Genomic DNA, 21,688 nt, shown 5'->3' on the forward strand with positions numbered 1-21,688 from the left:
TACCCCCTGAACGCAATCGGACGCGGGCGATTGTTCGTACAGCGGACAGTGGGCGACATGCCCGATGAACGCCTATCGAACCCGCATATGTCAGTAATGCGACAACCGGATTGTACGGAACAGGAACCCGGGCTGGATGCGGCGAACAGGGACGCCGCGGCACGCCAGCGAAGGTCTGCCAATCCTCGTCGGCCCAATGACAACGACGCCGGCGCATAAGCGGGCATATAGGGAGGTCTGACAATGAAGCGAATTCAGGGAGTGGCGCTAGCCAAGGTTTCGGCACTGGCACTGATCTGTGCCTTCGGCACGCCGCAAGTCGCGTTTGCGCAGGACGCTGCAGCGCCGGAAGCACCGGCAGCCGACGAGGCGGCGGGCAACGAAATCGTCGTGACCGCGCGCCTGCGTGAAGAGAATGTCCAGACGGTGCCGATCGCGATCGTCGCGCTCAGCCCGGAAGACCTCACCAATCGCAACATCGCCAGCCTGGCCGACCTCAGCAACAGCACGCCGGGCGTTGCGATCACGACGATCTCGGGCGGCACGCTGACCAACATCTACATCCGTGGCCAGGCGCCGGCGAACACTGCGGGCGATCTCAACGTCGAAGCCAATGTCGGCGTCTTCATCGACGACATCTACCAGACCAGCCGCAACACGCTCGACATCCTCTCGGTACTGGACGTCGGGCAAGTCCAGATCGCGAAGGGCCCGCAGAGCGCGCTGTTCGGCCGGTCGACGTTTGCAGGCGCGATGTCGATCTCGACGCGCCGCCCCTCGACCCGGTTCGAAGGCAATGTCCAGGCGACCGTGGGTGTCGACCAGGATTATCGCGTCCGCGGCTCGGTCTCGGTGCCGATCAGCGACACGCTCGCGCTGCGCGTCGGCGGCGGCTACCTCCATTATGGCGGTTACGGTGAGAACAGCGCGGATCCGGACAACAAGCTTGGCGGAACCGAGAAATATGCCGCAACCGCGTCGCTCGAATATCGCCCGACCGAGGAGCTGACGGCGCGTCTGTCAGGTTTCCTGTCGCATTCGAAGACCGAGCTCTCGCCGGTCGTCGGCCTGCCGCTCGGTGAGTTCAACTGCGGCACGGTGAACGCGGCCAGCGGGGTTCGTACCCTTTATTGCGGTGAGTTGAAGGCGAGCAAGGTCAGCGCGATCAACCCGGGCCAGCCCGACACGGTTGCACAGGCGCGGCAGGTCGCGCTGAACCTGAACTGGCGGCGCAACGGGGTTTCGTTTACCAGCGTCACTGGCTTCACCGAGGCGGAAAACGAAAGTTACGGTGACTATGACATGACCGCGGCGGGCACGCTGATGGGTGTCTGCACGGCGGGCGTGGCGTGTCTGCCCAGCGGCCCCTATTCGCGGCTCACGCGGGTCAATACCTTCAGCTCTGGCCGTGAGCGGGTGCGTACCTTCAGTCAGGAAATCCGCTTTCAGTCGGATACCGACGGGCCGTTCCAGTGGATCTTCGGCGGCAGCTACTTCAACTCGCGCATCCCGCTGGCCGGTATCGGCATTTCGGTGGACGGCAGCGGTCTCGCGCCGAACGAGCGGCTCGTGCAGGTCAGCCAGACCACCACGCCCCCTGCAACCGGCGTAGGCGCCTATGACTTCACGGCCAACCCGTTCCTCACGCCAGGTCTCGGTGGCCCGCTCTGGACGTCCTATTCGAGCGCGAGCACCAAGACGATGTCGGTGTTCGGGTCGCTGGGCTACAGCTTCGGTGACCTGCGAGTCAGTGCCGAGGGTCGCTACAATATCGATCGAAAGCGGGCCCAGGTGTTCTCGGTCTCCAACCCGCTGAGCCAGCCCGGCATCCTCCAGCCGATCTTCGGCACCCAGGTCCCCGCGGCCGGCACCTTCCCGGTCGCCGGTCCGATCTTCGCCCGCACGTTCGAGAGCTTCGCGCCGCGCTTCACGGTCGATTACCAGGCGACGCGGGATATCTTCCTCTACGCCAGCGCAGCGAAGGGCGTCCGCTCCGGCGGCTTCAACACCGCGACCCCGGTGAGCCCGACGGGCATTCTGGCGGACGAGGTCGCCTATGAAGAGGAAACGAACTGGACCTACGAAGCCGGCATCAAGAGCGAGCTGTTCAACCGCGCGCTCCTGCTCAACGCGTCGGTCTTCCATGTCGACTGGACCAACGCCCAGGTCTCGGCCTTCACGCTGAACCCGACGACGGTCAATCCGGTCCGCATCGTGCGCAATGCCGGCGGCATCAAGACCAACGGCTTCGAAGTGCAGAGCGAGCTGCGGTTCGGCGACTATTTCAAGGTCGGCGGCAGCGTCGTCTATGCCGATCCGAAGTTCCAGGCCGGTGCCTATGATGCGTCGATCGTCGCCCAGTGCGTGATCGGCACCGGTGCGACTGCGACCGCGGCGCCGGGTTGCCCGGATGTCATCGTGATCAATACGCCGAGCGGCCCGCGCGCGGTGGTGTCGCTCGAAGGCAAGCGGCCGCAGCGCGCGGTCAACCTGTCGTGGAACCTGAACGCCAGCATGGATGTGCCGCTGAGCGACGACTGGAAGCTCTTCTCGCGCGTCGATGTCAGCCACACCGGTGACGCACCGATGAACCTGCCGAACACCACCCTGTTCGGCGAGCGCACGCTCACCAGCGCGCGGATCGCGGTGGAGAATGACCGCTACAGCATCGCGCTGTGGGCCAACAACATCTTCGACGTGACCTATGTGGCGAACTCCATCGCGCAGCCGCGAATGGGCGTGCCCTTCGCGTTCAGCGTGCCGGAAATCTACCTCGGCGAAGGACGCCGCTTCGGCCTCACGGTCGGCGCGAAATTCTGATCGCTGCCGGGCGCAGCAAGGGGGCCGGGAAACCGGCCCCCTTCTTTTTCGTGGGGAGAGTGACTGATGCTGTTCGATGCCATGCAGAATGCGGTTTCGCGCCGCGGTGCGTTCGGGAGCCTGTTTGGAATGGGCGCCGGGATCGGGTTGAGCGCGGGGATCGCACCGGCATTCGCCGCGACGCAATCGCGCCCCGACATCCGTCCGCTGGACATCATGGATCCGCGCGAGAATCTCTACGGCTTTGGCAAGATGTGGAGCACGCTGGGCCCGAAGGCGGTGAAATCGGGCTATTACGGCGTGCAATATGCCATCGTCGGCAACAAGCGTGCGATGCCGGTGTTCGGTTATTACGGGTTCGGCAACAGCCGCTACATCGTTCAGCCCGACGGGTCGCTGAAGGTGCTGGGCAAGGAATGCGGTTACTTCACGGATCTGCGCACCGGTGAGATCATCGATCATTGGGACAATCCCTGGACCGGCGAACGGGTCGAGGTGTTTCCGTTTCTCAACGATCGGTGGCGCGGGACGCTGGGCCTGACGCAGAAGGTGTTCAAGATCGGCGATGGCGAGACGCTGAACAACGACATGGGCGAGGGCGCGAGCGCGAAGGAGCAGCCCTTTCGCCTGCCGTGGAACCGGGTCGGCGACCAATATCTGCTCGGCTGGGACTATGCGCACGAATATACCAATCCGGTGACGCCTGAGGGCTGGCCAAAGGCATCGAGCGGCAGGCGGGTAAACCCGTCAGAACATTTCGTCGTGTTCACCCCGACCGCCCAGATCGACGACCGATCGCTGGATTCGGCCCAATTCCATGCCGGGTTCACGCGTCAGGCCCCCTGGTGGCCGTGGATGCGCATGGGCAAGAGCGGGGTTCAGGGCGTGCTGATGGGCCGCATGTTCAGCTACAAGATCACCGGCACCGAAGACGATATTCCGAAAGTCGTCCTGAAGCGCGTGGAGCGCGACCGGCCCGATCTGCTCGAAGAACCGACCGATGGGCCGGACGAGGGCGTTCGCGGCACGCTGGAGGCCTATGCCGAGGACGTGCCGCCCGAAACGCCGGGCTATGTCTCGCCGCTCGCCGAAGCGCGTAAAAAGGCGCTGAAGAAGTAACAGCGCCGCGGATCACAAAAAGGGGCGCCGACCGCATGGTCGGCGCCCCTTTTTTGCGCTGCAATGAGATCAGTCCTTCGGCGCACTGTGGTCGGTGAAGTTTTCCCAATCGCGCGTGATAAAGCGCTCGTCGATCAGCGTGCGCTGATAGCAGATGCCGTCGCGGAACCACTGCCAGGTGCGCGAACGATGGGTGCGCGCGTCGTTGTTCTGGATCATCTCGTACAGATAGATGCCCGGCTCGTTCTTGCGGATCCAGTTGAGGCAGGTCGAGCGATTATTGTCATCGGGCTGCATGTGCGCCGCCCAGCCCTTGATCAGGTCGTTGTCCCACCAGATGCGGCCATCCTCGTACCAGGCGGGGAAGTCGCGGACATCGGTACGGCCATCGTCCCAGAAATAATAATTGGTCTGGTGATAGCGATCGACCCCGTTCTCATCGGTGAACAGCCGGCAGATCAGGCGCGAGCGATGCTCGTCGGTCATCTTGCCGGTCTTGGCATCGTAATAGCGATACCAGCCTTCCCACACGCCCTCGTTGCTGGCGAGGATCGGCATCGCCTCGCGAACGCCGGGCTTGTTCTTCTCATCGATCATCTTGGCTCTCCTGTCAGGTTCAGAGGTTGACCATCACCTTGCCCATCGAGCGGCCCGACAGGAGCCACTCGACCGCGTCGTGAATGGAGGTGAGGCCGTCGAAGGCGCGCGCGTCGCGTGTCACGGCGATGCGGCCGGCCTCGTGCAGCGCGAACAGCGTCTCGCGCGCGGCCGGCCAATGCTCGGTCAGCAAGCCGTTCATGAAGCCGCGCACCGAGACGCCCTTATAGTAGATCGAATGAGCGATCCGCGGCTGCGTGACGAGCTCCGGCCTGCCGTCGAGATCGGCGGCGGCCCCGGCGACGACGAGGCGGCCGTGCGGCGCCATGTTGGCCAGGAACGCGTCGAAGATCGCGCCGCTGACGGTATCGATCGCGACGTCGAGCCCGCGCGGAAATTCGGTGCGCAGGACCTCGCCGACATCCTCGCTGCGATAATCGATCACGCGATCCGCACCGAGGCTGCGCAGAAAGTCGCCCTTGGTCTGTCCGCCGGCGATGGCGATCACCGTGCAGCCGCGAAGCTTGGCGAGTTGAACGAGCAGGTGGCCGAGACCGCCGGCTGCCGCGGAAATGGCGACGGTCTCGCCATCCTTCACCTGGCCGATATGTTCGAGCGCGAGCAATGCGGACACGCCGGTCGACGCCAGCGCGAGCATATCCGGCGTCGCCGCGGGCACCGCGACGAAGTCGCTGGCCGGGCCGATCGCCACTTCGCGATAGCCACGCCCGAACCGCGTGGTGACGACGGAATCGCCGACCGAAAAGCCCGTGACACCGGGTCCGACCGCCTCCACGATGCCAAGCGCCTCGACGCCGGTGAAGCACGGCACGGTCAGCGTGACATAGTCGACCGCATTGCGCGCGATCTGCGTGTCGAAGATGCCGTTCACGCCGCAGAAGCGGTTGCGCACGCGAATCTCGCCGGCTGCCGGATCGACGACGGGCAGCTCGATCGCCGCGCACCCCTCACGGAAGGTCTCGGCAAATCGCTGAAGCTGAATGGCGCGATAGCTGCTCATTCGCGAAAGCCGAGATTGCCGCGGCTCAGGATGTTGCCGGGATCCAGCACGGCCTTGACCGCGTCGAGCAGCGCGCTCGAGGCGTCGTCGCGGCTTTCGCGATAGGGATAGGTGCGCCCCACCTGGAAATGGGCGCAACCGAAGCTGGCGGCGATGTCCTTGACGCCCTGACGCGCCCGGGCGACGACAGCGGTCGCGGCAGGATCGGGCGGCAGTTTGGGCAGCCGGGCAAGATGCGACGGCTCGACCATCGAGGCGTGGACCGGACGATAGCCTTCCGGCCAGAAGAACACCGGCTCGATCGTGATCGCGTTGGTCGACAGGGTGGTGAAGAGATAGCCGGTGTGCACGCCGTGCGCGTCGAACTCCGCCTTCATGTCGGCGAACAGCGCCTCGATCGCTTCGAACATCACCGGCGCGTTGGACAGCGAGCAATGGCCGTGCACCGGCGCCCAGGATTCGCCCTTGGGGCCGAGCATCGAATTGGGCTCGGGAAAGGGCTGGGCGCGAATGACCTTGGCGATGGTGTTCTCGATCTCCACCCCCTCTTCGGCGGCGGCGATGGCGCGGATCGCGGCCATGTCGGCGGCGACACCCTCTTTCGAGCGCCCCTCGGCAATCACATGAAGCGAATATTCCTCTTCCTCGACGAACTTGCGCCCGCCCAGCGCGATCTTCGCTGCGGCGAGCAGGCCCTTGCCGAGATTCCTTTCCTTGCCGATCACCGCGCCGAGCGTCTTTACATCGCTCAGCAGCGACATGCGCTGAAGCCGGACCTTGGTCAGGCCCGGATCGAAGGCACAAGTTTCGGCCGCCACGTCGGCGCGCGAGATCGCCGCCATGGCGCGCAGCAACTGCTTGCCGGTCTTGAACGAGAAAGAGGCGTGGTCCTCATGCGGCGGACGCGGGATCAGCCGCAGCGTGATCTCGGCCTTGACCCCCAGCGCGCCATTGTCACCGCAGAACAGTCCGGCATAGTCGGGCCCGAAATGGCGGTAGAAGGGCGTGTCCCCATCCGGGCCGCGGGCCCCGGTGCGCAGGATCTCGCCGGTGCCCGTCACCACGGTCAGCGCGACCATGGTCTCGCTGCTGGTGCCGTAGCGCGCTGCGCCGAACATCGCGTTGAGCTGCGACAGGCCGCCGCCGATGGTCGAGTAGCGGCCCGACATCGGCCCCCAGAAGGGCGTCCGCAGGCCATGTGTGGCAAGCGCCTCGTCAAGCTGCAGCCAGGTGCAGCCGGCCTCGACCGTGACCAGCATGTCCTCCGGGCTGATCCGCAGGATGCGGTTCATCCGGGTCATGTCGAGCGACAGGGTGAGGTCGTCGGCCGGAAGGTAGCCGCCGGTATAGCTCATGCCTGCGCCACGCGGGGCGATGGCGACGCCGGCCCTGCTTGCGGCGGTCACGACGTCGGCGAGTTCGCGAAGAGACCCTGGTGCCGCGATGAGCGCCGCGACATGCTCGCCCTTGGCCCAGATGTCTTCGCTGAACAGCTCGAGCGACGCCGTGTCGTCTCGGACATTCTCGGCGCCGACGATATCGGAGAGCGCCGTCTTGAGATCGGGGATCGGCGTATTGGCGATCCGGACCGGGGCATCCGTCTGCATGCGTTTCCTCACCTGAACTTCTGGGGATTGGCGCTTGCGATAGCGCGCGCCGCCTGGGCTGGCGCGACCGGCATCGAGGCGTGTCCGCAGAGTGGATTGAAGGACGGTGTCGACCTTTGTTCCGGCGTTTTCCTCCAGTGATGCGCGCGCTATCCGTTGTTCGGATAGCGTGGGGCGAGGGCGTGACGCCGCCCGCGTGGCGGCGCAGCTTTCGTCGCGAACAAGGCATGATGGGAGAAGCGTGATGAAGAACGGGATCACTCGCCGCGAGGGGCTCGGCCTGGCCGGTGCCGCGATCGGCATGGCGGCGGCTCCCGCGTTTGCTGCGGGTCAGAAGCAAACGTTTCTCACCACGCTCGACTTCAAGAACCCGAAGTGGAACCGCGATACTTTTGCCCGGCTGGAAGGGGATCTTGATCTCAGCAAGGAGAAGTGCGGCTGGATCAAGGGAACGGCCTATGGCGTGCGCGACAATGAGCGCAACCGGCCGCTGTTCAAGGTCGAGGGGTTCAGCTTCGTCCGGTATAAGAAGCTCGAGGACGGCAGCTATCGCAAGCTGCTGCGCGAGATCGTGTTCTATCGCAATATCGAAACCGGCGAGATCATGAAGACCTGGCGCAACCCCTATACGAACGAGGATGTTCGCGTGGTGCCGATCGCCAATGACCCGTTCAACTTCACGATCAGCGAATGGGCGCCCGAGCCGCCCTCTTATGGCGGACTGAACAAGGACAAGCCGCCGCGTCGCCCGCTGCTGTTGAACTGGAGCGAAGACGGCGAGGGCAACGTCCTGCTGAACACCGCGATCGACCTCTATTATCCGAACGCGCTGAACCCGGAAAAATGGGTGCGGGAATCGTCGGGCTATATGAACCGCGTCTCCGAATATTTCACCTATTACATGAAGAAGGCCGATGTGCTGAATCCGCGCCTGACGCATATCCCGCATGTGGGGTCGTGGTCGCGCATCACGCCGTGGCTGCCCTGGATGCTGATGGGGCAAGCCCTCGGCCATATCGCCTATATCTGCAACTATGGGTCCGAGCCGCTGGGCGAGAAGGGCCTGTCGCCCGACATCGTCGCCGCCGCTCGCGCGATGGACGAGAAGTGGCTGCACGCGCCGACCGAGGATTACGGCCCGTCCTATTCCAGCCTCGAAAACTATGCCCGTTTCCAAAAGCCGGCACCGGTTCCCCCGGGCTGGACGCCGCCTCAGCCGCCCGCGGCACAGCGGCCGTCGCAGGGATAATCGGTACCAATGGGGCGGCGCGGTGCCGCCCCACGCATTTCAAGGGGGAGCGTGATGGCAGGGATGGATCGCCGCGGAGCAATGGGCCTGATGGGGGCGGGTGCGTTGTCCGCGGCCGCGATGCCGGCTGCTGCAGCCGGCAGGAGCACGCTCGATCTGACGAGCGCCGAGGGCAAGCTGCGCGCCTATATCATGATGCGCGGTGCGCTCGATGAGCAACTCGTCATCAGCTATATCGACGGTTATTATTTCGGGGTCGTAGGTGCCGAGATCACCCCGCTATGGGATGTCGTGGGTGTCACCTTCACCCGGTATCGCCGCCGGAGCGATGGCGGCTATGACGTGTTCAGCGGAGAGGTCGCGCATTTCTTCGATTCGGGTACGAGCAAGGTGCCGGGCGAATTCCACAATCCTTATACCGGCAAGCGGATCAAGGATCCGCGAACCAACCTGCCACCCACGCGCTACACGATCCTGCCGGACCTCAAGTTCCAGTTCGACAGGCTGATGCCGGGAATGACGGTCGACCATGTCGTTCGGGCGCCCGAAGTGCGCGGCGACGACATCTGGTTTCATGACATCACGCGCACCTCGGGTTCGGTACCGGGTGCCGCCAAGCCGTTCCGCTATGGCGAATCGGTGACGATGCACGCGCGGATCAGCGATTTCAAAGCGGGTGCGAAACGCGTGCCGACCGAGTCCAACTTCACCAATTTCGTCGATTGGCGACCCTGGATGCAGATGGACGGCCATCCCGGGCATTTGACCGCCGTCGGGGCGGGCCGGTTCGGTGTGGCAATGAGCGAGCTGCCCGAGCGCTGGACCAAGGCGACGCGCGACAAATGGCCGCAGGTGCTGGAGAATCCGGCGGCGCTGCTCGATCCGGTCTACAAGCCCAGCTGATCGAAGCGCACATGAAAAAGGCCGGATCGCCGTCCAGGCAATCCGGCCTTTTTTCGTTTCGGCGTGTCGCGCTTATTTCGCTTTCAGCGAGCTCAGATAGGCGATCATGTCGGCGCGCTGCTGCGGGTTCGACATCCCGGCGAACGCCATCTTGTTGCCGGGCACCAGCTTGGCCGGACGCGTCAGCCACGCATCCATCGTCGCCTTGTCCCAGCTGAGGTTCGCCTTCTTCAGTGCCGGCGAATAATTGTAGCCCGGCCGCGTCGCAGCCTTGGCCCCCATCACGCCGGCCAGGTTCGGCCCGACCGTATGGGCGGCACCGGGTGCGACGGTGTGGCAGGCGCGGCACTGGAGGAACAGTTTTGCGCCGGTTGCGGCGTTTCCTTGCGGCGCCGGCTCGGCGGCAGCAATCGGTGGCGCCGCGGCGTCAGATCGCGACGATGCGATCCCGGCGGCGAATGCGCCGACCGATAGCGTCAGGGCAAGCAGATGGAATTTCGAGTTCATTCGTTTCATCCCATGGTACTGGCCCATATTGTCGCGGGGCGCATTGCTCCGAACTGAACCGATGGGCAATGCCGGGCGATAGGATCGGGCGCGCGGCGGTCCAATCGCTGCGCCGGGGACTATCCGACAAGCGAGCATGGATCGACGCTATCTCGACCGTTTCCCGACGATCATGCACGCTGCGATCCAACGGAAAGCCGGGAGACTTGCAGTGCAGCTGACGCGTCGTGGATTCAACCTGGCACTGGCCGCAACCGGCGCGACGCTGGCGATGGGGACGGCTCGCGCCCAGGGGAAGAAGGACCGGGCGATCGACACGATCGTACTGGGCGCCGGCGTCTCCGGCATGAACACCGCAACCTTGCTGGAGAAGGAAGGGCAGAAGGTCCTTGTCCTCGAGGGGCGGCAGCGCGTGGGCGGACGGGTGTTCACGCTGATGGATCAGCCCGGGCATCCCGAGATGGGCTTCAATTCGATGGGCGAAGGCTATGGCCGCGGCCTCGATGCTGCAGCGCGCGCCGGGGTCGAAATGGTCGATGTCGGCCCGCGCTTCTATGGCGGCCCGCAGCAGGAATTGTGGCTCAACGGCAAGCGCCTGACGCGCGAGGAATGGGCGCGCTCCCCGCTCAATCCGTTTCCCGACGCGCTCAAGGCCAATCTGCCCGGCGAGGTGGTCGGCAAGATCGTCGCGCAGCACAACCGGCTGGCGGACTTCAGCACCTGGAACGACCCGGAGAACAAGGCGCTCGACATCTCGCTCAACGCGTTTCTGAAGGCGCAAGGGCTGAACGATCAGGCGATCCGCCTCGCGAGCGACCTGTCGCCCTATTATGGACAGAACTCGTTCGAAATGGCGCAGCTGCAGATGGAGTTCAACGACGGCTTCATCAAGACGCAGATCGCCGCGGGCAAGAAGACGCTGGCGGTGAAGGGCGGCAACTTCAATCTCGCGCTGGGCATGCGCAAGCTGATCAAGGGCGATGTGCTGCTGGGCAAGGAGGTCGTCGCGATCGACAGCCAGGCCGATGGCGTCGAAGTGCGTTGCCTCGACGGGTCGGTCTATCGCGCAGCTCGCGTGGTGTGCTCGCTGCCCTTCTCGACCCTGCGAAACATTGCGGTGACCCCAGGCTTCAGCGGCGCGCAGGCCGAGGCGGTGCAGACCTTGGGCTATAACGCGCTGACCATCGCGTTCCTGACGGCGAGCGAACCCTTCTGGCTGAGCGACGGCCTGTCACCGTCCATGTTCACTGACGATCAACTGGGCGTCGTCATGCCGCAACGGTTCGGCGATGATCCCAGCCAGATCACGGGGTTGATGGTGCAGGCGCGCGGCAATCTCGCGCAATTATGGGACGCGATGGGCAAGGAAGCGGCGCTGGCGCACGCCGTATCGCGGCTCGAGACCTTGCGGCCGGCGGCCAAGGGCAAGGTGAAGGGCGCGGCACTCTTCAGCTGGGCGCAGGAGCGCTTCACGCTTGGCCAGATCGCCTATTTCAAGCCTGGTCAGGTGACGCGCTTCGCCAAGGCTATGGCGTCGCCGCACGGCCGCATCTATTTCTGCGGCGAACATACCGCTGAGGGCGCGCGCGGGCTGGAAGGCGCGCTGGAATCGTCCGAGCGTGTGGCGCTCGAAGTGCTCACCGCATGAGGCGGGCGCTGGCGCCGTGGGTGGGCGCGGTCTTGCTGACCCTGGGCGGCACCGCCGCGGCGCAGGGGTTCGATCCGGCCAAGTCGCCACCCGAACCGGACTATGCGCAGAGCGACAGCTGGGCTGCGCGACCGGGGCATGAAGGCGCCGCGGCTACCGTCGCCCCAGGGGCAACGCCAGCCGCCAGGGCACCGAACGTCGACGTCTTTTACGTCAACCCGACGACGTTCCGCAGCCAGACCGAGTGGAATGCGGCAGTCACCGATACCGCCACGAACGCCTGGACCGATGGCAGTGTCGTCGCGCGTCAGGCGGCCATCTTCAATGGCTGCTGCCGCGTGTTCGCACCGCGCTATCGCCAGGCAGCAAGCCGCGCCGTTTTTCAACTGGACGGGGAGGGGCGCAAGGCGTTCGACCTTGCCTATTCCGACGTCGAACGGGCGTTCGACGCGTATCTCAAGCACGACAATGGCGGGCGGCCGTTCATTCTGGTCGGCCACAGCCAGGGCGCGTGGCACATCGCGCAACTGCTCGAGAAGCGGATCGACGGCACCCCGCTCGCAAGGCGCATGGTCGCCGCCTATGTCATCGGCATCAATCTGTATGAAGGCGAGTTCGGCAAGCGCTACCGGTCGCTGAAGCCGTGCGACACCCCGGCGCAGACAGGCTGCGTGGTCGGCTGGAATGCAGTGTTGCCGGAAATGGACCGCGCAAGCGCGGTAGCGATGCAGCAAAAGGCCTATGTCGCGAAATATGGCGATGATGCCGGCAAGCGCGCGCTGTGCATCAATCCGCTGACCTTCGATCGTGCGAAGCCCGTGGCCGGTCGATCGGCAAGTCTGGGCGCGGTCCCGGGTGACCCGGGCGATGGCCCGGTCCTGCCGCTGCGCACGGGTGCGGTCGGGGCGCGGTGCGAGGCAGACGGCTATCTGGTGGTGGATCCCGATCCCGCGCTGGCGCTCAAGCCCCTGCCCGGCGGCAGCATGCATTTCCACGATATGGGACTGTTCTACGCCGATATCCGCGCGAACGCCGCGAAACGTGTCGCGGCGTTCCTGAAGGTCCGGCGCTGACCGCGCTCAGCTTTCGCGAAGTTCCGCGCTGATATCGGCGAGCGGCCGTTCGGCGGTCTGCATCGCCTCCATGTCCTGCTGCATACCGCGCATGATCCGCGCGACATATTCCTTGGTCATGACGCTGCGCTGATAGGCGGCATCGGTATCGGGCATGTAGGATTCGATATCCGCGCGGTCGATCGACCCCTTGGCCTCGAGCAGCCGCTCGACCGTATCGAGCCGTTCCTTAAGGACCGACACCTCGCCCGCCACCGCGAGCAGGATCGAGAGCATTCGCTCGGCAACCGGGTCGCCGAGGAAATCGGGTCGCTTGCCCTTGGCGCGGGCACCGGCGCGGGCGATCCAGTCGATCTCGCTCATGCCGCCGGCTTCCACGCGCCATAGGCGTTCCATTTGGCCGTGCGCCCGAAATCCTCTTCCTCCGGTGCGGGCGCATCGGGAAAGATCGTGCGGTCGGCGACGGCGCGAACGCCGGTGACGAACTGACAGCTGTGCGGCAAGCCGGCATCCTCCATGATCTGCTTGAGGTCGAGCGCGTGCATCGCCGACCAGAAAGGCTCGTTGTTGTTGAACGCGTCCCAGTCGCGAAGGAACTGTTCGAACAGGGGCATGTCGTCGCTATACTGGGGCTGTTCGAGGTGGAACATCAGCCCGCCCGGCGCAAGCACGCGCGCACCCTCCTTGATCACTGCGGGCAGCGACTTTCCCGACAGTTCGTGCAGATACATCGTCGTCTGCACCCAGTCGAAATGCGCGTCGGGGAAGCGATCCATATGCTCGGCATCCATCTGCACGAAGCGGATGTTGCGAACACCCAGTGCCTGGGCCCGGGCATGGCCATAGCGCAGGACCGGCGCCGCGGTGTCGATCGCGATCACCTCGGCGTCGGGGAAAGCCTGGGCCAAGGGCACGATATTGTGGCCGACCGTCGCGCCGAGATCGAGGATACGGCGGGGCGTCCAGCCCGGCTTTTCGCGCCTGATCCATTCGACCAGCGCCTGGCCGCCGCCATCATTGAGCGCGCCGAGCTGGCCTCCGGTCGTGGCGAACAGACCACTGTCGTAATTGGCGCCGGCGGAAACGTCGCCGGGCCGTTCCTCGCCATGATAGCTGCCGGGCATGCAGTGGATGTCGACCGCGCCCTGATAGCGCGGCACCTTCACCGCCGGATCGAGCTCCAGCGTGTCGCGTCCCTCGTTGAACTGTCGTGCCCTGGCATCGAGTTCGTCGAGCTGTCGCAGCACGACCGAGCGGCCGTTCTGCTGACGCATCTCCATCGAATTGCGGCGGCACGCCGACCATAGCCGGTGCCAGGGATCGCGGTTCATCGCATGGCGGATCTCGAACCGGTCCGTCGGATCGCGGCCATGCTCGGCGCGGAACGTCGGCAGCACGCGCGTGTCATAGGCAAGCTTGTTGCCGGCGCCCAGCGTCCCAGACATGTGCTTGTTGAAATTCGCTAGGAAATTGTAGCGCGCGGCCTCGTCATGGCTCGGCGTCGGAAACACCGCGTGCCGGGTGACCGCGGTATAGGGGGGAGGGACGTCCTGTCTCATCGCTTTACTCTGGTTCCGAAAGGTCAGGCAAGGGTTGCGGCGGCGTGTCGGGGATAGCGGCCGAGCGTCAGCAGGAGCGCGCCGCCCACGGCGAACAACAGGCTCGCGGCCATCAGCATCGGATCATAGCTCCCCGAACGGTCGCGGACGACGCCGTAGATGATCGGCGATATCGCCGCGCCTACGCCGAACGGCATGTAGAGCATCCCGTAGATTCGTCCGAAATGCGCCATCCCGAAATATTTGGCGGTCAGAAACGCGATCACATCGGCTTCGGTCCCCGCCGCGACGCCGAGCAGGAAACCGGCGGTGACGACCAGCGGCAGCGACGTGTCCGTCCCCATCAGCATGAAACAGGCAAGCGCCGGCAGCATCAGTGCCGGAAAGGCGACACCGGGCGCCCAGAGCCGGTCAAAGAAAAACCCGACGATCAGGCGGCCCGACAAGATGCCCAGCGCGACGACACCCATCACGCTCGCCGCGACCTGGGGCGAGAAGCCATGCAACTGGACCATCTGCGCCATGTGGATATGCGCGCCGCCATAGGCGAAGGCGATGAGCAGGATCGAGGCGAGCAGCACCCAGAATCGATAGTCGCCGGTCGCCTGACGGAGCGTGACACCCCAGACCTCACCCGACGCGGTTTCGACGCCGGCGGGCCGCTCATGCGATTTGGGTTCGCGGAACCATAGCAGTGCGACCGGCAAGGCGATGAGGAGCGGCATCAGCGCCACCGCCGGAAATGCCGCGCGCCAGCCCCCGGCGTCGATCGCGCGCTGCGCGATCTGCGGCACGATCAGCGCCGCAAGGCTGGTGCCCATCAGCATGATGGCGAGTGCCAGTCCGCGATGCCGGTCGAACCACAGGCTGATCGCGCGGCTCCAGGTCACCGGCGTGGAGCCGATGCCGATCAGCCCGAGCGCCGCCCAGCAGGCGATGTAGCCGACGGGGTTGGCCGGAATGAAATAGAGCGCGGCAAAGCCGACCGCGAAGGCTGCGAGCGACGACAAGGCCACCCTGCGCACGCCGAACCGGTCGGCCGCACCGCCATAGACGGGCGCGAGCAATGCCCCGATCACGCCGAACACGGTTACGCCCGCGCTGATCAATGCGAAATCCCAGCCCAGCTCCGCATGGATCGGCCCGATCATCAGCGGCAGGACGTTGAACGGCAGCGGCGACGCGCCGCAGGTCACGCCGAGCAGCGCCGCGACCAAAGGCTTGGTACCCAAGCGGAATTCCGATCGTGGCGCTGGTCCGTGCATCGCTTTCCCTTCCACTTTGAGGGCGCAGGCTATGTCGCGCGCCCGGCCATGCCAGCGGGCAATCGATTTTGTCCGGCAGGCGGCGATCCGGCGCGACCGGCATGGAGGGGCAGGGCACCGGGCGGCAGAGTCGCTCGCCTGTCTCGTCGCGATCGTGCCGATACCGTCACCGCCCTCTGGAGCATGGTTCATGAGCGCAACCGCCCGTCTGATCGACTTCGCGCGTGCCGATTATCGCCTGCCCCCGTCGGTGCGCGCGGCGGCCGAAGCGATGCTGGCCGATACCCTGGCCGTGGGCGCCGCCGGGTCGACCGCACCGGGTGCGGCAGGCGTGCGGCAGGCAGCCGCGCGCTGGGGAGCGGGGACCGACAGTCGCCTGCTGGGGGTCGACCAAAGGCTGCCGGCGGCGGGCGCGGCGTATGTCAACGCGTTCCAGATCCATTGCCTCGAATGGGACGCATTGCACGAGCCGGCGGTCGTGCATGCGCTTTCCAGCGTCACTGCCGCGGTCGGCGCGGCGATCGATCGGCGCGGCGGCTGCGATCCCGATGAGGCATTGGCGGCGATTGCCGTGGGGGTCGACGTGGCGAGCGGACTGGGGGTGATCGCCAGGACGCCCGTCCGCTTCTTTCGCCCGGCGACCGCGGGCACGGTCGGCGCCGCGCTGGCGGTGGCGCGCATCATGGGGGTCGATCGGTTCGAGGACGTGCTGGGCCTCGCCGTGGCGCAGATCGCCGGCACGATGCAGGCGCATGTCGAAGGGTCGATCGCATTGCCGCTGCAGGTCGCCAATGCAGCGCGTGCAGCAGTCGCCGCGGTCGATCTGGTCGAGGCAGGGCTGACCGGCCCGCATGACGCGCTGGAGGGGCCGTTCGGCTATCTCAGGCTGTTCGATGAAGGCGAGCTCGAGGATTACGCGGGTCAGCTTGGGAATGTGTGGCGGATCGCAGAATGCTCGATCAAGCCATGGCCGTCGGGGCGCGCGAGTCATGGACTGCTCGCCGCATTGAACGACATGCTGAGCGAGGTCGCCGTTGAAGACATTGCAACGCTGGAGCTGTTGGCCCCGCCGCTGATCCCGCGACTTGTCGGCCGCGCGTTCGGGCCGGACATGAGCCCCGCCTATGCGCGGCTGTGCCTGCCGTTGCTGACCGCGCTGATGCTGAGCGATGGCCGGATCGACCCGCGCCGGTTCACGCCCGAGCATTTCCGCGATCCGGCGATTGCCGAACTGGCCGCCAAACTCACCATTACGCTGGACGGCAATCCGGACCTCAACGCGCTCGGACCGCAGCGCGTGGTCGCAAATTTGAAGGACGGCACCAGGGTCGAGCGCGATATCGCGCGCACCCTGGGCCATCCCGACGCACCCATGAGCGAAGCGCAGACCGCGGCCAAGCGGGCGCTCGCCGCCGAACTCGCGCCGGCCGCAGATCCTCAGATCTTCGCCGCACCGCTCGCCTATTTCTGCGGGCCCACCGACCGTCCGCTTGCCACCGCCTAAGGAGACTCACCGATGCGCATCGTCGTCCTGTTCAATCTCAAGCCGGGCGTCGATCCGGCAGTCTATGAAGCATGGGCCACCGGCACCGACATTCCCGGCGTCAATGCGCTGTCGTCGGTCGATCGCTTCACCGTGCATCGCACGACCGCCCTGTTCGGCAGCGACCTGCCGGCACCCTATGACTATGTCGAGATCATCGACATCGCCGACATGGACCCGTTCGTGGCGGACATCTCAACCGAGGCATTCACGAAGGTGGCGGCCGCTTTCGGCGATTTTGCAGACAATCCGCAGTTCATGCTGACGCAGGATCTGTGATGGGACGCTTTTCGGGGAAGACGATCGTCGTGACGGGATCGGGCCGCGGAAAGGGTCTCGGCCAGGCCATCCTCCAGCGCTTCGCCGACGAGGGCGCGAACTGCGTCGTCTCCGACCTTGCGATCACGGCTGAGGCCGAGGGCGTCGCCGAGGACTTGCGCGGGCGCGGGGCCAGGGTCGCGACGGTCGCGTGCGACGTCGGCAAGGCGGCTGACTGCACCGCGCTGGTCGATGCGGTGGTCGCTGAGTTCGGCGGCGTGGACGTCTTCGTCAACAATGCCGGTATCGGCTTCATGATGAAGCCGCTGCTCGACGTCGAGACGCCGGACTGGGACAAGGTCATCGGCGTCAATCTGTCGGGCGCCTTCTACTGCACCCAGGCCGCGGCGCGGGCGATGGTCGCGCGCGGCCAAGGCGGGCGGATCATCAACATTGCTAGCCAGGCGGCGAAGTCGGGCTTTCCCCATCTGGCGGCCTATGTCAGCTCCAAGCACGGCATGGTCGGCCTGACGCGGGCGAGCGCGATCGAACTCGGCGCGCATGGCATCACGGTCAACGCGGTATGCCCCAACCATGTGACGACGGCGCTCGGGGCTGAGCAGAATGCGTATTTCTCCAAGCTGCTCGGCTTTGCCAGCGTCGAAGCCTATATCGAGAACATGAAGACCCGGAACCCGCTCGGCCGCCCCGGTCTGCCGAGCGATACGGCCAATGCGTGCGCCTGGCTGGCGTCCGACGATGCGGTCTATGTGACGGGCGAGGCGCTCAACGTCTCGGGCGGCGAGGAAATGCATTGATGCGCGCGCCGCGCAGGGGGACTGCCGCAGCATGATGGTCGCGACGCACGGCACGATCCTGGGCGGCGTGGTCACCGTCCCGAATCTCGAGGTGGCGATTGCGGATTATCGGGGGCGGCTCGGCCTGACCTTGATCGAGCAGGGCGAGCTCTCCGCCGGGATCGCGGCGAGTTGGGACTGCCCGGCCAGTGCCGGCGCGCGCATGGCGACGCTTCAGCCGCAAAGCGGAGCGCCCTGCTTCATCCGTCTGATCGAGGGTGAGGTGCCGGACGATTTCCGCCCGATGCGCAGCTATGGCTGGGCGGCCTATGAGCTGACCGTGCAGGACGTGTTCGGCTGGCCCGAGCGGCTGGCGGGCAGCGGGTTCGAGGTGGTGGGCCCGCCGCGCATGATCGCGTCGATGCCGTTCTTCGTACCGATGCAGGTGTTCGGGCCGGGGCACGAGATGCTCTACCTGAACGAGGTCGCGGCGGACATGCCCAATTGCGACCTGCCCAAGGCGCGCTCGCCCGTCGATCATATCTTCGTTGCGATCCTGGCGACGCCCGATCGCATGGCCAGCGTCGACTGGTATGCGCGCACGCTCGATCTCGACATCATGGATACGCATGTCATCCCCTATACGATGATCAACAAGGCGTTCGACCTGCCCGAGGATCACCTGACCACCATCACCGTGGTCCAGAAGGGGCGGCTCCCGATCCTGGAGGTCGATGATTTTCCGGAGGCAACCGTGCAACGACCGTGCCGCCCCGGCGCACTGCCGCCAGGCAATGCGCTGGTGACGCTGGCAGTCGCCGATCTCGATGCGCTGGATATCGCCGGTATCGGCGCGCCGGTCGCGCGCGACGGGCCGCTCTACGCCGGCTGCCGTGCGGTGACACTGCGCGGGCCGGCCGGGGAACTGATCGAGCTGATCGAGACCGGTTGAACCTGTCCGCATGGCGATCAATCCGGGTGCGGTTTATGCGTGGAACGGTGCGCCGGGTCCTACAAGCGGACATCAGCGCGGGAGCGAATGAGTGAGCAAGAAAATCGTGATCGTTGGCGGCGGCATTGGCGGCCTGACCGCAGCCACCGCCATCGCACAGGCCGGGATGCAGGCCGTGCTTCTGGAAGCGGCACCGGTATTCGGTGAGATCGGCGCCGGCGTCACCCTCTCCCCCAATGCGATGAAGGGCCTCGATCATATCGGCATCTGCGAGGCGGTCGCCGCGGCCGGGATCGAGCCGAGTCGCCAGCGGATCCAGCATTGGCAGGATGGACGCATCCTGGTCCCGATGGAGCGCGCCAGCCAGCGCGCGAAATATGGCGCGCCCTATGTCACCGTCCACCGCGCCGATCTGCACAAGCTGCTGCTCGACGCGGCGCGCGAGACCGGCGTCGAATTGCGCAACGGTGCTGCGGTTGTCGACAGTGACGGCAGTAGCGCGATCCTCGCCAGTGGCGAACGGGTCGAGGGCGATGCGCTGATCGGCGCGGACGGCGTCAAGTCGGTCATCCGCAAGCGCTTCGAAAGCGGACCGGCGATGTTCACCGGTCACGTCGCGTGGCGCGCAATGGCGCCCGTGGACGACAGCATCCGCGACCTCACCGAATATCCCGGTATCCATATCGGCCCGGGCCGCATGGTCACCCGCTACGGCGTTCGCGGCAATCAGTGGCTCAACATGGTCTTCTTCGCGCGGCAGGACGGCTGGACCGACGAGGGGTGGACGATCCCCGCGGACCCGGCGGATCTCGCCGCGACCTATGACGGATGGAGCGAGGACGTGCAGCGGCTCATCGCGGCCGCGTCGCGCCAGCCCCTGTTCAAATGGGCGATCAACGCGCGTCGACCCCTGGCCGACTGGATCGTTGACGAGCGTGTCGCGCTGATGGGCGATGCGGCGCACGCGATGACCCCGTTCCTCGGTCATGGCGCGGCCTGTGCGATCGAAGATGCCGTCGTCCTGGCGCGCGCGCTCGCGGCTGCGAACGATGTACCCGAAGGGCTGCGCCGCTATGTCGAGGCGCGACATGACCGCGCGACCTGGATCCAGGCGGAAAGCAATGCCAATGCCGATCGGATGCAGGGTGCGGACAGCGACCTGTTCGGTCTTGGCCAGATGAAGGACGAGGAATCGCTCGGCCTGTTCGACTATGATTGCAGGACGGTAGCGGTATGAGCGGCGTGCTTCCCTTTGACGGCCATGAGATCGCGCCGGAAACGCGCGCATTTCTCGCCCGGCCGCATCGCCTGTTGATCGGCGGCGACTGGGTCGAGGGAACCGCTTCGCACGAGACGCGCGATCCGGCGACCGGGTTGCGGCTCGCCGAGGTGCAGCTGGGCGGTGCGCGAGAGATCGATGCCGCGGTCGCATCGGCGCGGCGCGCGTTCGAGGGACCATGGCGGCGCATGTCGGCAGGCGATCGAACCGCGCTGATGTCGCGTCTCGCGCGGATCATGCAGGACAATGCCCGCCTGCTCGCCGAACTGGACGTGATCGACAACGGCATGCCGATGTTCATCGCCGAGCTGACGGTGGCGAACAATGTCGAGATGATCGACTATTATGCGGGGGCGATCTTGCGCATCGAGGGCGCGACCATGGCCCCGCCGCGCCATATCGCGGCGGGCGGGGAAGCGCTCACCTACACGCTGCGTGAGCCGGTCGGTGTCGCGGGCCAGATCGTGCCGTGGAACGTACCGCTGTCGACCGCCATCCTGAAGCTCGCGCCTGCATTGGCGGCCGGCTGCACCGTGGTGATGAAACCCTCGGAGGAGACTCCGCTGTCGGCACTGGCGCTCGGCCAGATGATTCTCGACGCGGGCTTTCCCGCGGGCGTCGTCAACATCGTCAACGGGCTCGGCGTCGATGCCGGTGCGGCGCTCGCCGAGCATCCGGGTGTCGACAAGATCAGCTTCACCGGATCGACCGCGACCGGGCGCCGGATTGTCCAGGCGGCGATGGGCAACCTCAAGAAGGTGTCGCTCGAACTGGGCGGCAAGTCGCCCGTGGTGGTGATGCCGGACGCCGATCTCGACCGTGCCGTGCCGGGCGTCGCGATGGCGACCTTCTTCCTTCAGGGCCAGAACTGCATGGCCGGGACGCGCATCTTCCTGCACGAGGCGATCCATGACGCCTTTATCGAGCGGCTTGCCGGGTTCGCGCAGGCCATGACCCTGGGTCATGGGCTGAACCCGGGCACGATGCTGGGCCCGATGATTTCGGACGCGCACACCGCCAAGGTGATGGGCCATATCGAGGGGGCAAAGGCGGCCGGAGCGACGCTCGTGACCGGTGGCGAGAAGGTCGATCGCGCCGGCAATTTCATCTCGCCGGCGATCTTCACCGCGACAACGCCGGATATGGCGGTGGTGCGGGAGGAGATTTTCGGGCCGGTGATGGCGGTACAGCGATTCGCCGGCGACGATCTCGATGCGATCGCGGCGATGGCGAACGACACGCCCTATGGCTTGTCCGGCAGCGTGTGGACGCGCGATCTGTCGACCGCGCACCGGCTGGTGTCGCGCATTCGCGCCGGACATGTCTCGATCAACTGCCATGGCGCGGTCGGCACGAACGTGCCGTTCGGCGGCTTTGGCCAGTCGGGCTGGGGGCGCGAGTTCGGCCAGGATGGCCTTGACGCCTATCTCGAAACAAAGGCGGTGACGGCGCAGCTCTAGGGGGCCGCGCCGTCACCGCTGTTCCCGGCTG

General features: G+C 65.8%; 19 protein-coding genes. 12 read left to right on the forward strand and 7 right to left on the reverse strand.

Features of this window, described 5'->3' with window-relative positions:
* Positions 1 to 243 precede the first annotated feature (243 nt).
* Together ACZ1H8_RS12555 and ACZ1H8_RS12560 are read left to right on the forward strand one after the other, a co-directional pair.
* Positions 244 to 2,820, forward strand: coding sequence for a TonB-dependent receptor (locus ACZ1H8_RS12555; protein ID WP_465177526.1), 2,577 nt, complete (start codon positions 244 to 246; stop codon positions 2,818 to 2,820).
* Between the two features lie 66 nt (positions 2,821 to 2,886).
* Positions 2,887 to 3,939 carry a DUF1838 family protein gene (locus ACZ1H8_RS12560; protein WP_465177527.1) on the forward strand — a complete coding sequence of 351 codons (1,053 nt, stop codon included), beginning with the start codon at positions 2,887 to 2,889 and terminating at the stop codon, positions 3,937 to 3,939.
* Positions 3,940 to 4,008: 69 nt separating this feature from the next.
* Here the strand turns inward: ACZ1H8_RS12560 and ACZ1H8_RS12565 are convergent, their stop codons facing one another.
* Genes ACZ1H8_RS12565 through ACZ1H8_RS12575 form a run of 3 tightly spaced genes read right to left on the reverse strand, consistent with a single transcriptional unit; the run spans position 4,009 to position 7,164 of the window.
* Positions 4,009 to 4,536, reverse strand: coding sequence for a DUF3598 domain-containing protein (locus tag ACZ1H8_RS12565; protein WP_465177528.1), 528 nt, complete (start codon positions 4,534 to 4,536; stop codon positions 4,009 to 4,011).
* A 19-nt stretch (positions 4,537 to 4,555) separates the two neighbouring features.
* Entirely contained in the window at positions 4,556 to 5,557 is a 1,002-nt protein-coding gene (locus ACZ1H8_RS12570) for a zinc-binding dehydrogenase (RefSeq protein WP_465177529.1), read from the reverse strand.
* Positions 5,554 to 7,164, reverse strand: coding sequence for an FAD-binding oxidoreductase (locus ACZ1H8_RS12575; RefSeq protein ID WP_465177530.1), 1,611 nt, complete (start codon positions 7,162 to 7,164; stop codon positions 5,554 to 5,556). Before ACZ1H8_RS12575 ends, ACZ1H8_RS12570 begins: the two co-directional genes overlap by 4 nt.
* A gap of 244 nt (positions 7,165 to 7,408) precedes the next feature.
* Here ACZ1H8_RS12575 and ACZ1H8_RS12580 point away from each other — a divergent pair, with 244 nt between their 5' ends.
* Together ACZ1H8_RS12580 and ACZ1H8_RS12585 are read left to right on the forward strand one after the other, a co-directional pair.
* Positions 7,409 to 8,413, forward strand: a complete 1,005-nt coding sequence (locus ACZ1H8_RS12580; protein ID WP_465177531.1) for a DUF1838 family protein — start codon at positions 7,409 to 7,411, stop codon at positions 8,411 to 8,413.
* A gap of 54 nt (positions 8,414 to 8,467) precedes the next feature.
* The gene (locus ACZ1H8_RS12585) at positions 8,468 to 9,316 is read left to right on the forward strand and encodes a hypothetical protein (protein ID WP_465177532.1); all 849 of its coding nucleotides are present in this window, start codon (positions 8,468 to 8,470) and stop codon (positions 9,314 to 9,316) included.
* Between the two features lie 72 nt (positions 9,317 to 9,388).
* Here ACZ1H8_RS12585 and ACZ1H8_RS12590 read toward each other — a convergent pair whose 3' ends face one another.
* Positions 9,389 to 9,823 (reverse strand): c-type cytochrome, encoded by a 435-nt coding sequence (locus ACZ1H8_RS12590; RefSeq protein ID WP_465177533.1) that lies wholly within the window; start codon positions 9,821 to 9,823, stop codon positions 9,389 to 9,391.
* Between the two features lie 211 nt (positions 9,824 to 10,034).
* Between ACZ1H8_RS12590 and ACZ1H8_RS12595 the strand changes: the two genes are divergently transcribed.
* Together ACZ1H8_RS12595 and ACZ1H8_RS12600 are read left to right on the forward strand one after the other, a co-directional pair.
* Complete coding sequence (locus ACZ1H8_RS12595; protein WP_465177534.1) at positions 10,035 to 11,471, forward strand: flavin monoamine oxidase family protein; 1,437 nt, start codon at positions 10,035 to 10,037, stop codon at positions 11,469 to 11,471.
* A complete protein-coding gene (locus tag ACZ1H8_RS12600; RefSeq protein ID WP_465177535.1) occupies positions 11,468 to 12,544 on the forward strand; it encodes a DUF3089 domain-containing protein in 1,077 nt (358 codons plus the stop codon). The genes ACZ1H8_RS12595 and ACZ1H8_RS12600 overlap by 4 nt, the downstream gene beginning before the upstream one ends.
* A gap of 6 nt (positions 12,545 to 12,550) precedes the next feature.
* On the opposite strand, the gene ACZ1H8_RS12605 is transcribed toward ACZ1H8_RS12600, so the two are convergent.
* From ACZ1H8_RS12605 to ACZ1H8_RS12615, 3 genes are read right to left on the reverse strand one after another with little or no spacing between them, the layout of a single operon-like run.
* Entirely contained in the window at positions 12,551 to 12,907 is a 357-nt protein-coding gene (locus ACZ1H8_RS12605; RefSeq protein WP_465177536.1) for a hypothetical protein, read from the reverse strand.
* Positions 12,904 to 14,103: a class I SAM-dependent methyltransferase gene (locus tag ACZ1H8_RS12610; RefSeq protein WP_465177537.1), complete on the reverse strand. Its 1,200-nt coding sequence runs from the start codon at positions 14,101 to 14,103 to the stop codon at positions 12,904 to 12,906. Before ACZ1H8_RS12610 ends, ACZ1H8_RS12605 begins: the two co-directional genes overlap by 4 nt.
* Before the next feature lie 23 nt (positions 14,104 to 14,126).
* Positions 14,127 to 15,335: an MFS transporter gene (locus tag ACZ1H8_RS12615; RefSeq protein ID WP_465177538.1), complete on the reverse strand. Its 1,209-nt coding sequence runs from the start codon at positions 15,333 to 15,335 to the stop codon at positions 14,127 to 14,129.
* Positions 15,336 to 15,558: 223 nt separating this feature from the next.
* Between ACZ1H8_RS12615 and ACZ1H8_RS12620 the strand changes: the two genes are divergently transcribed.
* The 6 genes from ACZ1H8_RS12620 (at position 15,559) to ACZ1H8_RS12645 (ending at position 21,657) form a co-directional block, all read left to right on the forward strand.
* Positions 15,559 to 16,872, forward strand: coding sequence for an MmgE/PrpD family protein (locus ACZ1H8_RS12620; RefSeq protein WP_110149464.1), 1,314 nt, complete (start codon positions 15,559 to 15,561; stop codon positions 16,870 to 16,872).
* Positions 16,873 to 16,884: 12 nt separating this feature from the next.
* Entirely contained in the window at positions 16,885 to 17,190 is a 306-nt protein-coding gene (locus tag ACZ1H8_RS12625; protein ID WP_465177539.1) for an REDY-like protein HapK, read from the forward strand.
* Positions 17,190 to 17,987 carry an SDR family NAD(P)-dependent oxidoreductase gene (locus ACZ1H8_RS12630; RefSeq protein ID WP_110149462.1) on the forward strand — a complete coding sequence of 266 codons (798 nt, stop codon included), beginning with the start codon at positions 17,190 to 17,192 and terminating at the stop codon, positions 17,985 to 17,987. Before ACZ1H8_RS12625 ends, ACZ1H8_RS12630 begins: the two co-directional genes overlap by 1 nt.
* A gap of 31 nt (positions 17,988 to 18,018) precedes the next feature.
* Positions 18,019 to 18,918, forward strand: a complete 900-nt coding sequence (locus ACZ1H8_RS12635; RefSeq protein WP_110149461.1) for a VOC family protein — start codon at positions 18,019 to 18,021, stop codon at positions 18,916 to 18,918.
* Positions 18,919 to 19,009: 91 nt separating this feature from the next.
* On the forward strand, positions 19,010 to 20,155 hold the full coding sequence (locus ACZ1H8_RS12640) for an FAD-dependent monooxygenase (protein ID WP_465177540.1): 1,146 nt from the start codon (positions 19,010 to 19,012) through the stop codon (positions 20,153 to 20,155).
* Positions 20,152 to 21,657, forward strand: a complete 1,506-nt coding sequence (locus ACZ1H8_RS12645) for an aldehyde dehydrogenase family protein (RefSeq protein ID WP_465177541.1) — start codon at positions 20,152 to 20,154, stop codon at positions 21,655 to 21,657. Before ACZ1H8_RS12640 ends, ACZ1H8_RS12645 begins: the two co-directional genes overlap by 4 nt.
* The last annotated feature ends 31 nt before the right edge of the window (positions 21,658 to 21,688 follow it).

The sequence above is a fragment of the Sphingomonas sp. BL-S-25 genome, assembly GCF_055521555.1.

Excerpts from the sequence above, each read along its gene's own strand:
- ACZ1H8_RS12555 (WP_465177526.1), top strand. The coding sequence starts at position 244 with ATGAAGCGAATTCAGGGAGTGGCGCTAGCCAAGGTTTCGGCACTGGCA.
- ACZ1H8_RS12560 (WP_465177527.1), top strand. The coding sequence starts at position 2,887 with ATGCTGTTCGATGCCATGCAGAATGCGGTTTCGCGCCGCGGTGCGTTC.
- ACZ1H8_RS12565 (WP_465177528.1), bottom strand. The coding sequence starts at position 4,536 with ATGATCGATGAGAAGAACAAGCCCGGCGTTCGCGAGGCGATGCCGATC.
- ACZ1H8_RS12570 (WP_465177529.1), bottom strand. The coding sequence starts at position 5,557 with ATGAGCAGCTATCGCGCCATTCAGCTTCAGCGATTTGCCGAGACCTTC.
- ACZ1H8_RS12575 (WP_465177530.1), bottom strand. The coding sequence starts at position 7,164 with ATGCAGACGGATGCCCCGGTCCGGATCGCCAATACGCCGATCCCCGAT.
- ACZ1H8_RS12580 (WP_465177531.1), top strand. The coding sequence starts at position 7,409 with ATGAAGAACGGGATCACTCGCCGCGAGGGGCTCGGCCTGGCCGGTGCC.
- ACZ1H8_RS12585 (WP_465177532.1), top strand. The coding sequence starts at position 8,468 with ATGGCAGGGATGGATCGCCGCGGAGCAATGGGCCTGATGGGGGCGGGT.
- ACZ1H8_RS12590 (WP_465177533.1), bottom strand. The coding sequence starts at position 9,823 with ATGAACTCGAAATTCCATCTGCTTGCCCTGACGCTATCGGTCGGCGCA.
- ACZ1H8_RS12600 (WP_465177535.1), top strand. The coding sequence starts at position 11,468 with ATGAGGCGGGCGCTGGCGCCGTGGGTGGGCGCGGTCTTGCTGACCCTG.
- ACZ1H8_RS12605 (WP_465177536.1), bottom strand. The coding sequence starts at position 12,907 with ATGAGCGAGATCGACTGGATCGCCCGCGCCGGTGCCCGCGCCAAGGGC.
- ACZ1H8_RS12610 (WP_465177537.1), bottom strand. The coding sequence starts at position 14,103 with ATGAGACAGGACGTCCCTCCCCCCTATACCGCGGTCACCCGGCACGCG.
- ACZ1H8_RS12620 (WP_110149464.1), top strand. The coding sequence starts at position 15,559 with ATGAGCGCAACCGCCCGTCTGATCGACTTCGCGCGTGCCGATTATCGC.
- ACZ1H8_RS12625 (WP_465177539.1), top strand. The coding sequence starts at position 16,885 with ATGCGCATCGTCGTCCTGTTCAATCTCAAGCCGGGCGTCGATCCGGCA.
- ACZ1H8_RS12630 (WP_110149462.1), top strand. The coding sequence starts at position 17,190 with ATGGGACGCTTTTCGGGGAAGACGATCGTCGTGACGGGATCGGGCCGC.
- ACZ1H8_RS12635 (WP_110149461.1), top strand. The coding sequence starts at position 18,019 with ATGATGGTCGCGACGCACGGCACGATCCTGGGCGGCGTGGTCACCGTC.
- ACZ1H8_RS12645 (WP_465177541.1), top strand. The coding sequence starts at position 20,152 with ATGAGCGGCGTGCTTCCCTTTGACGGCCATGAGATCGCGCCGGAAACG.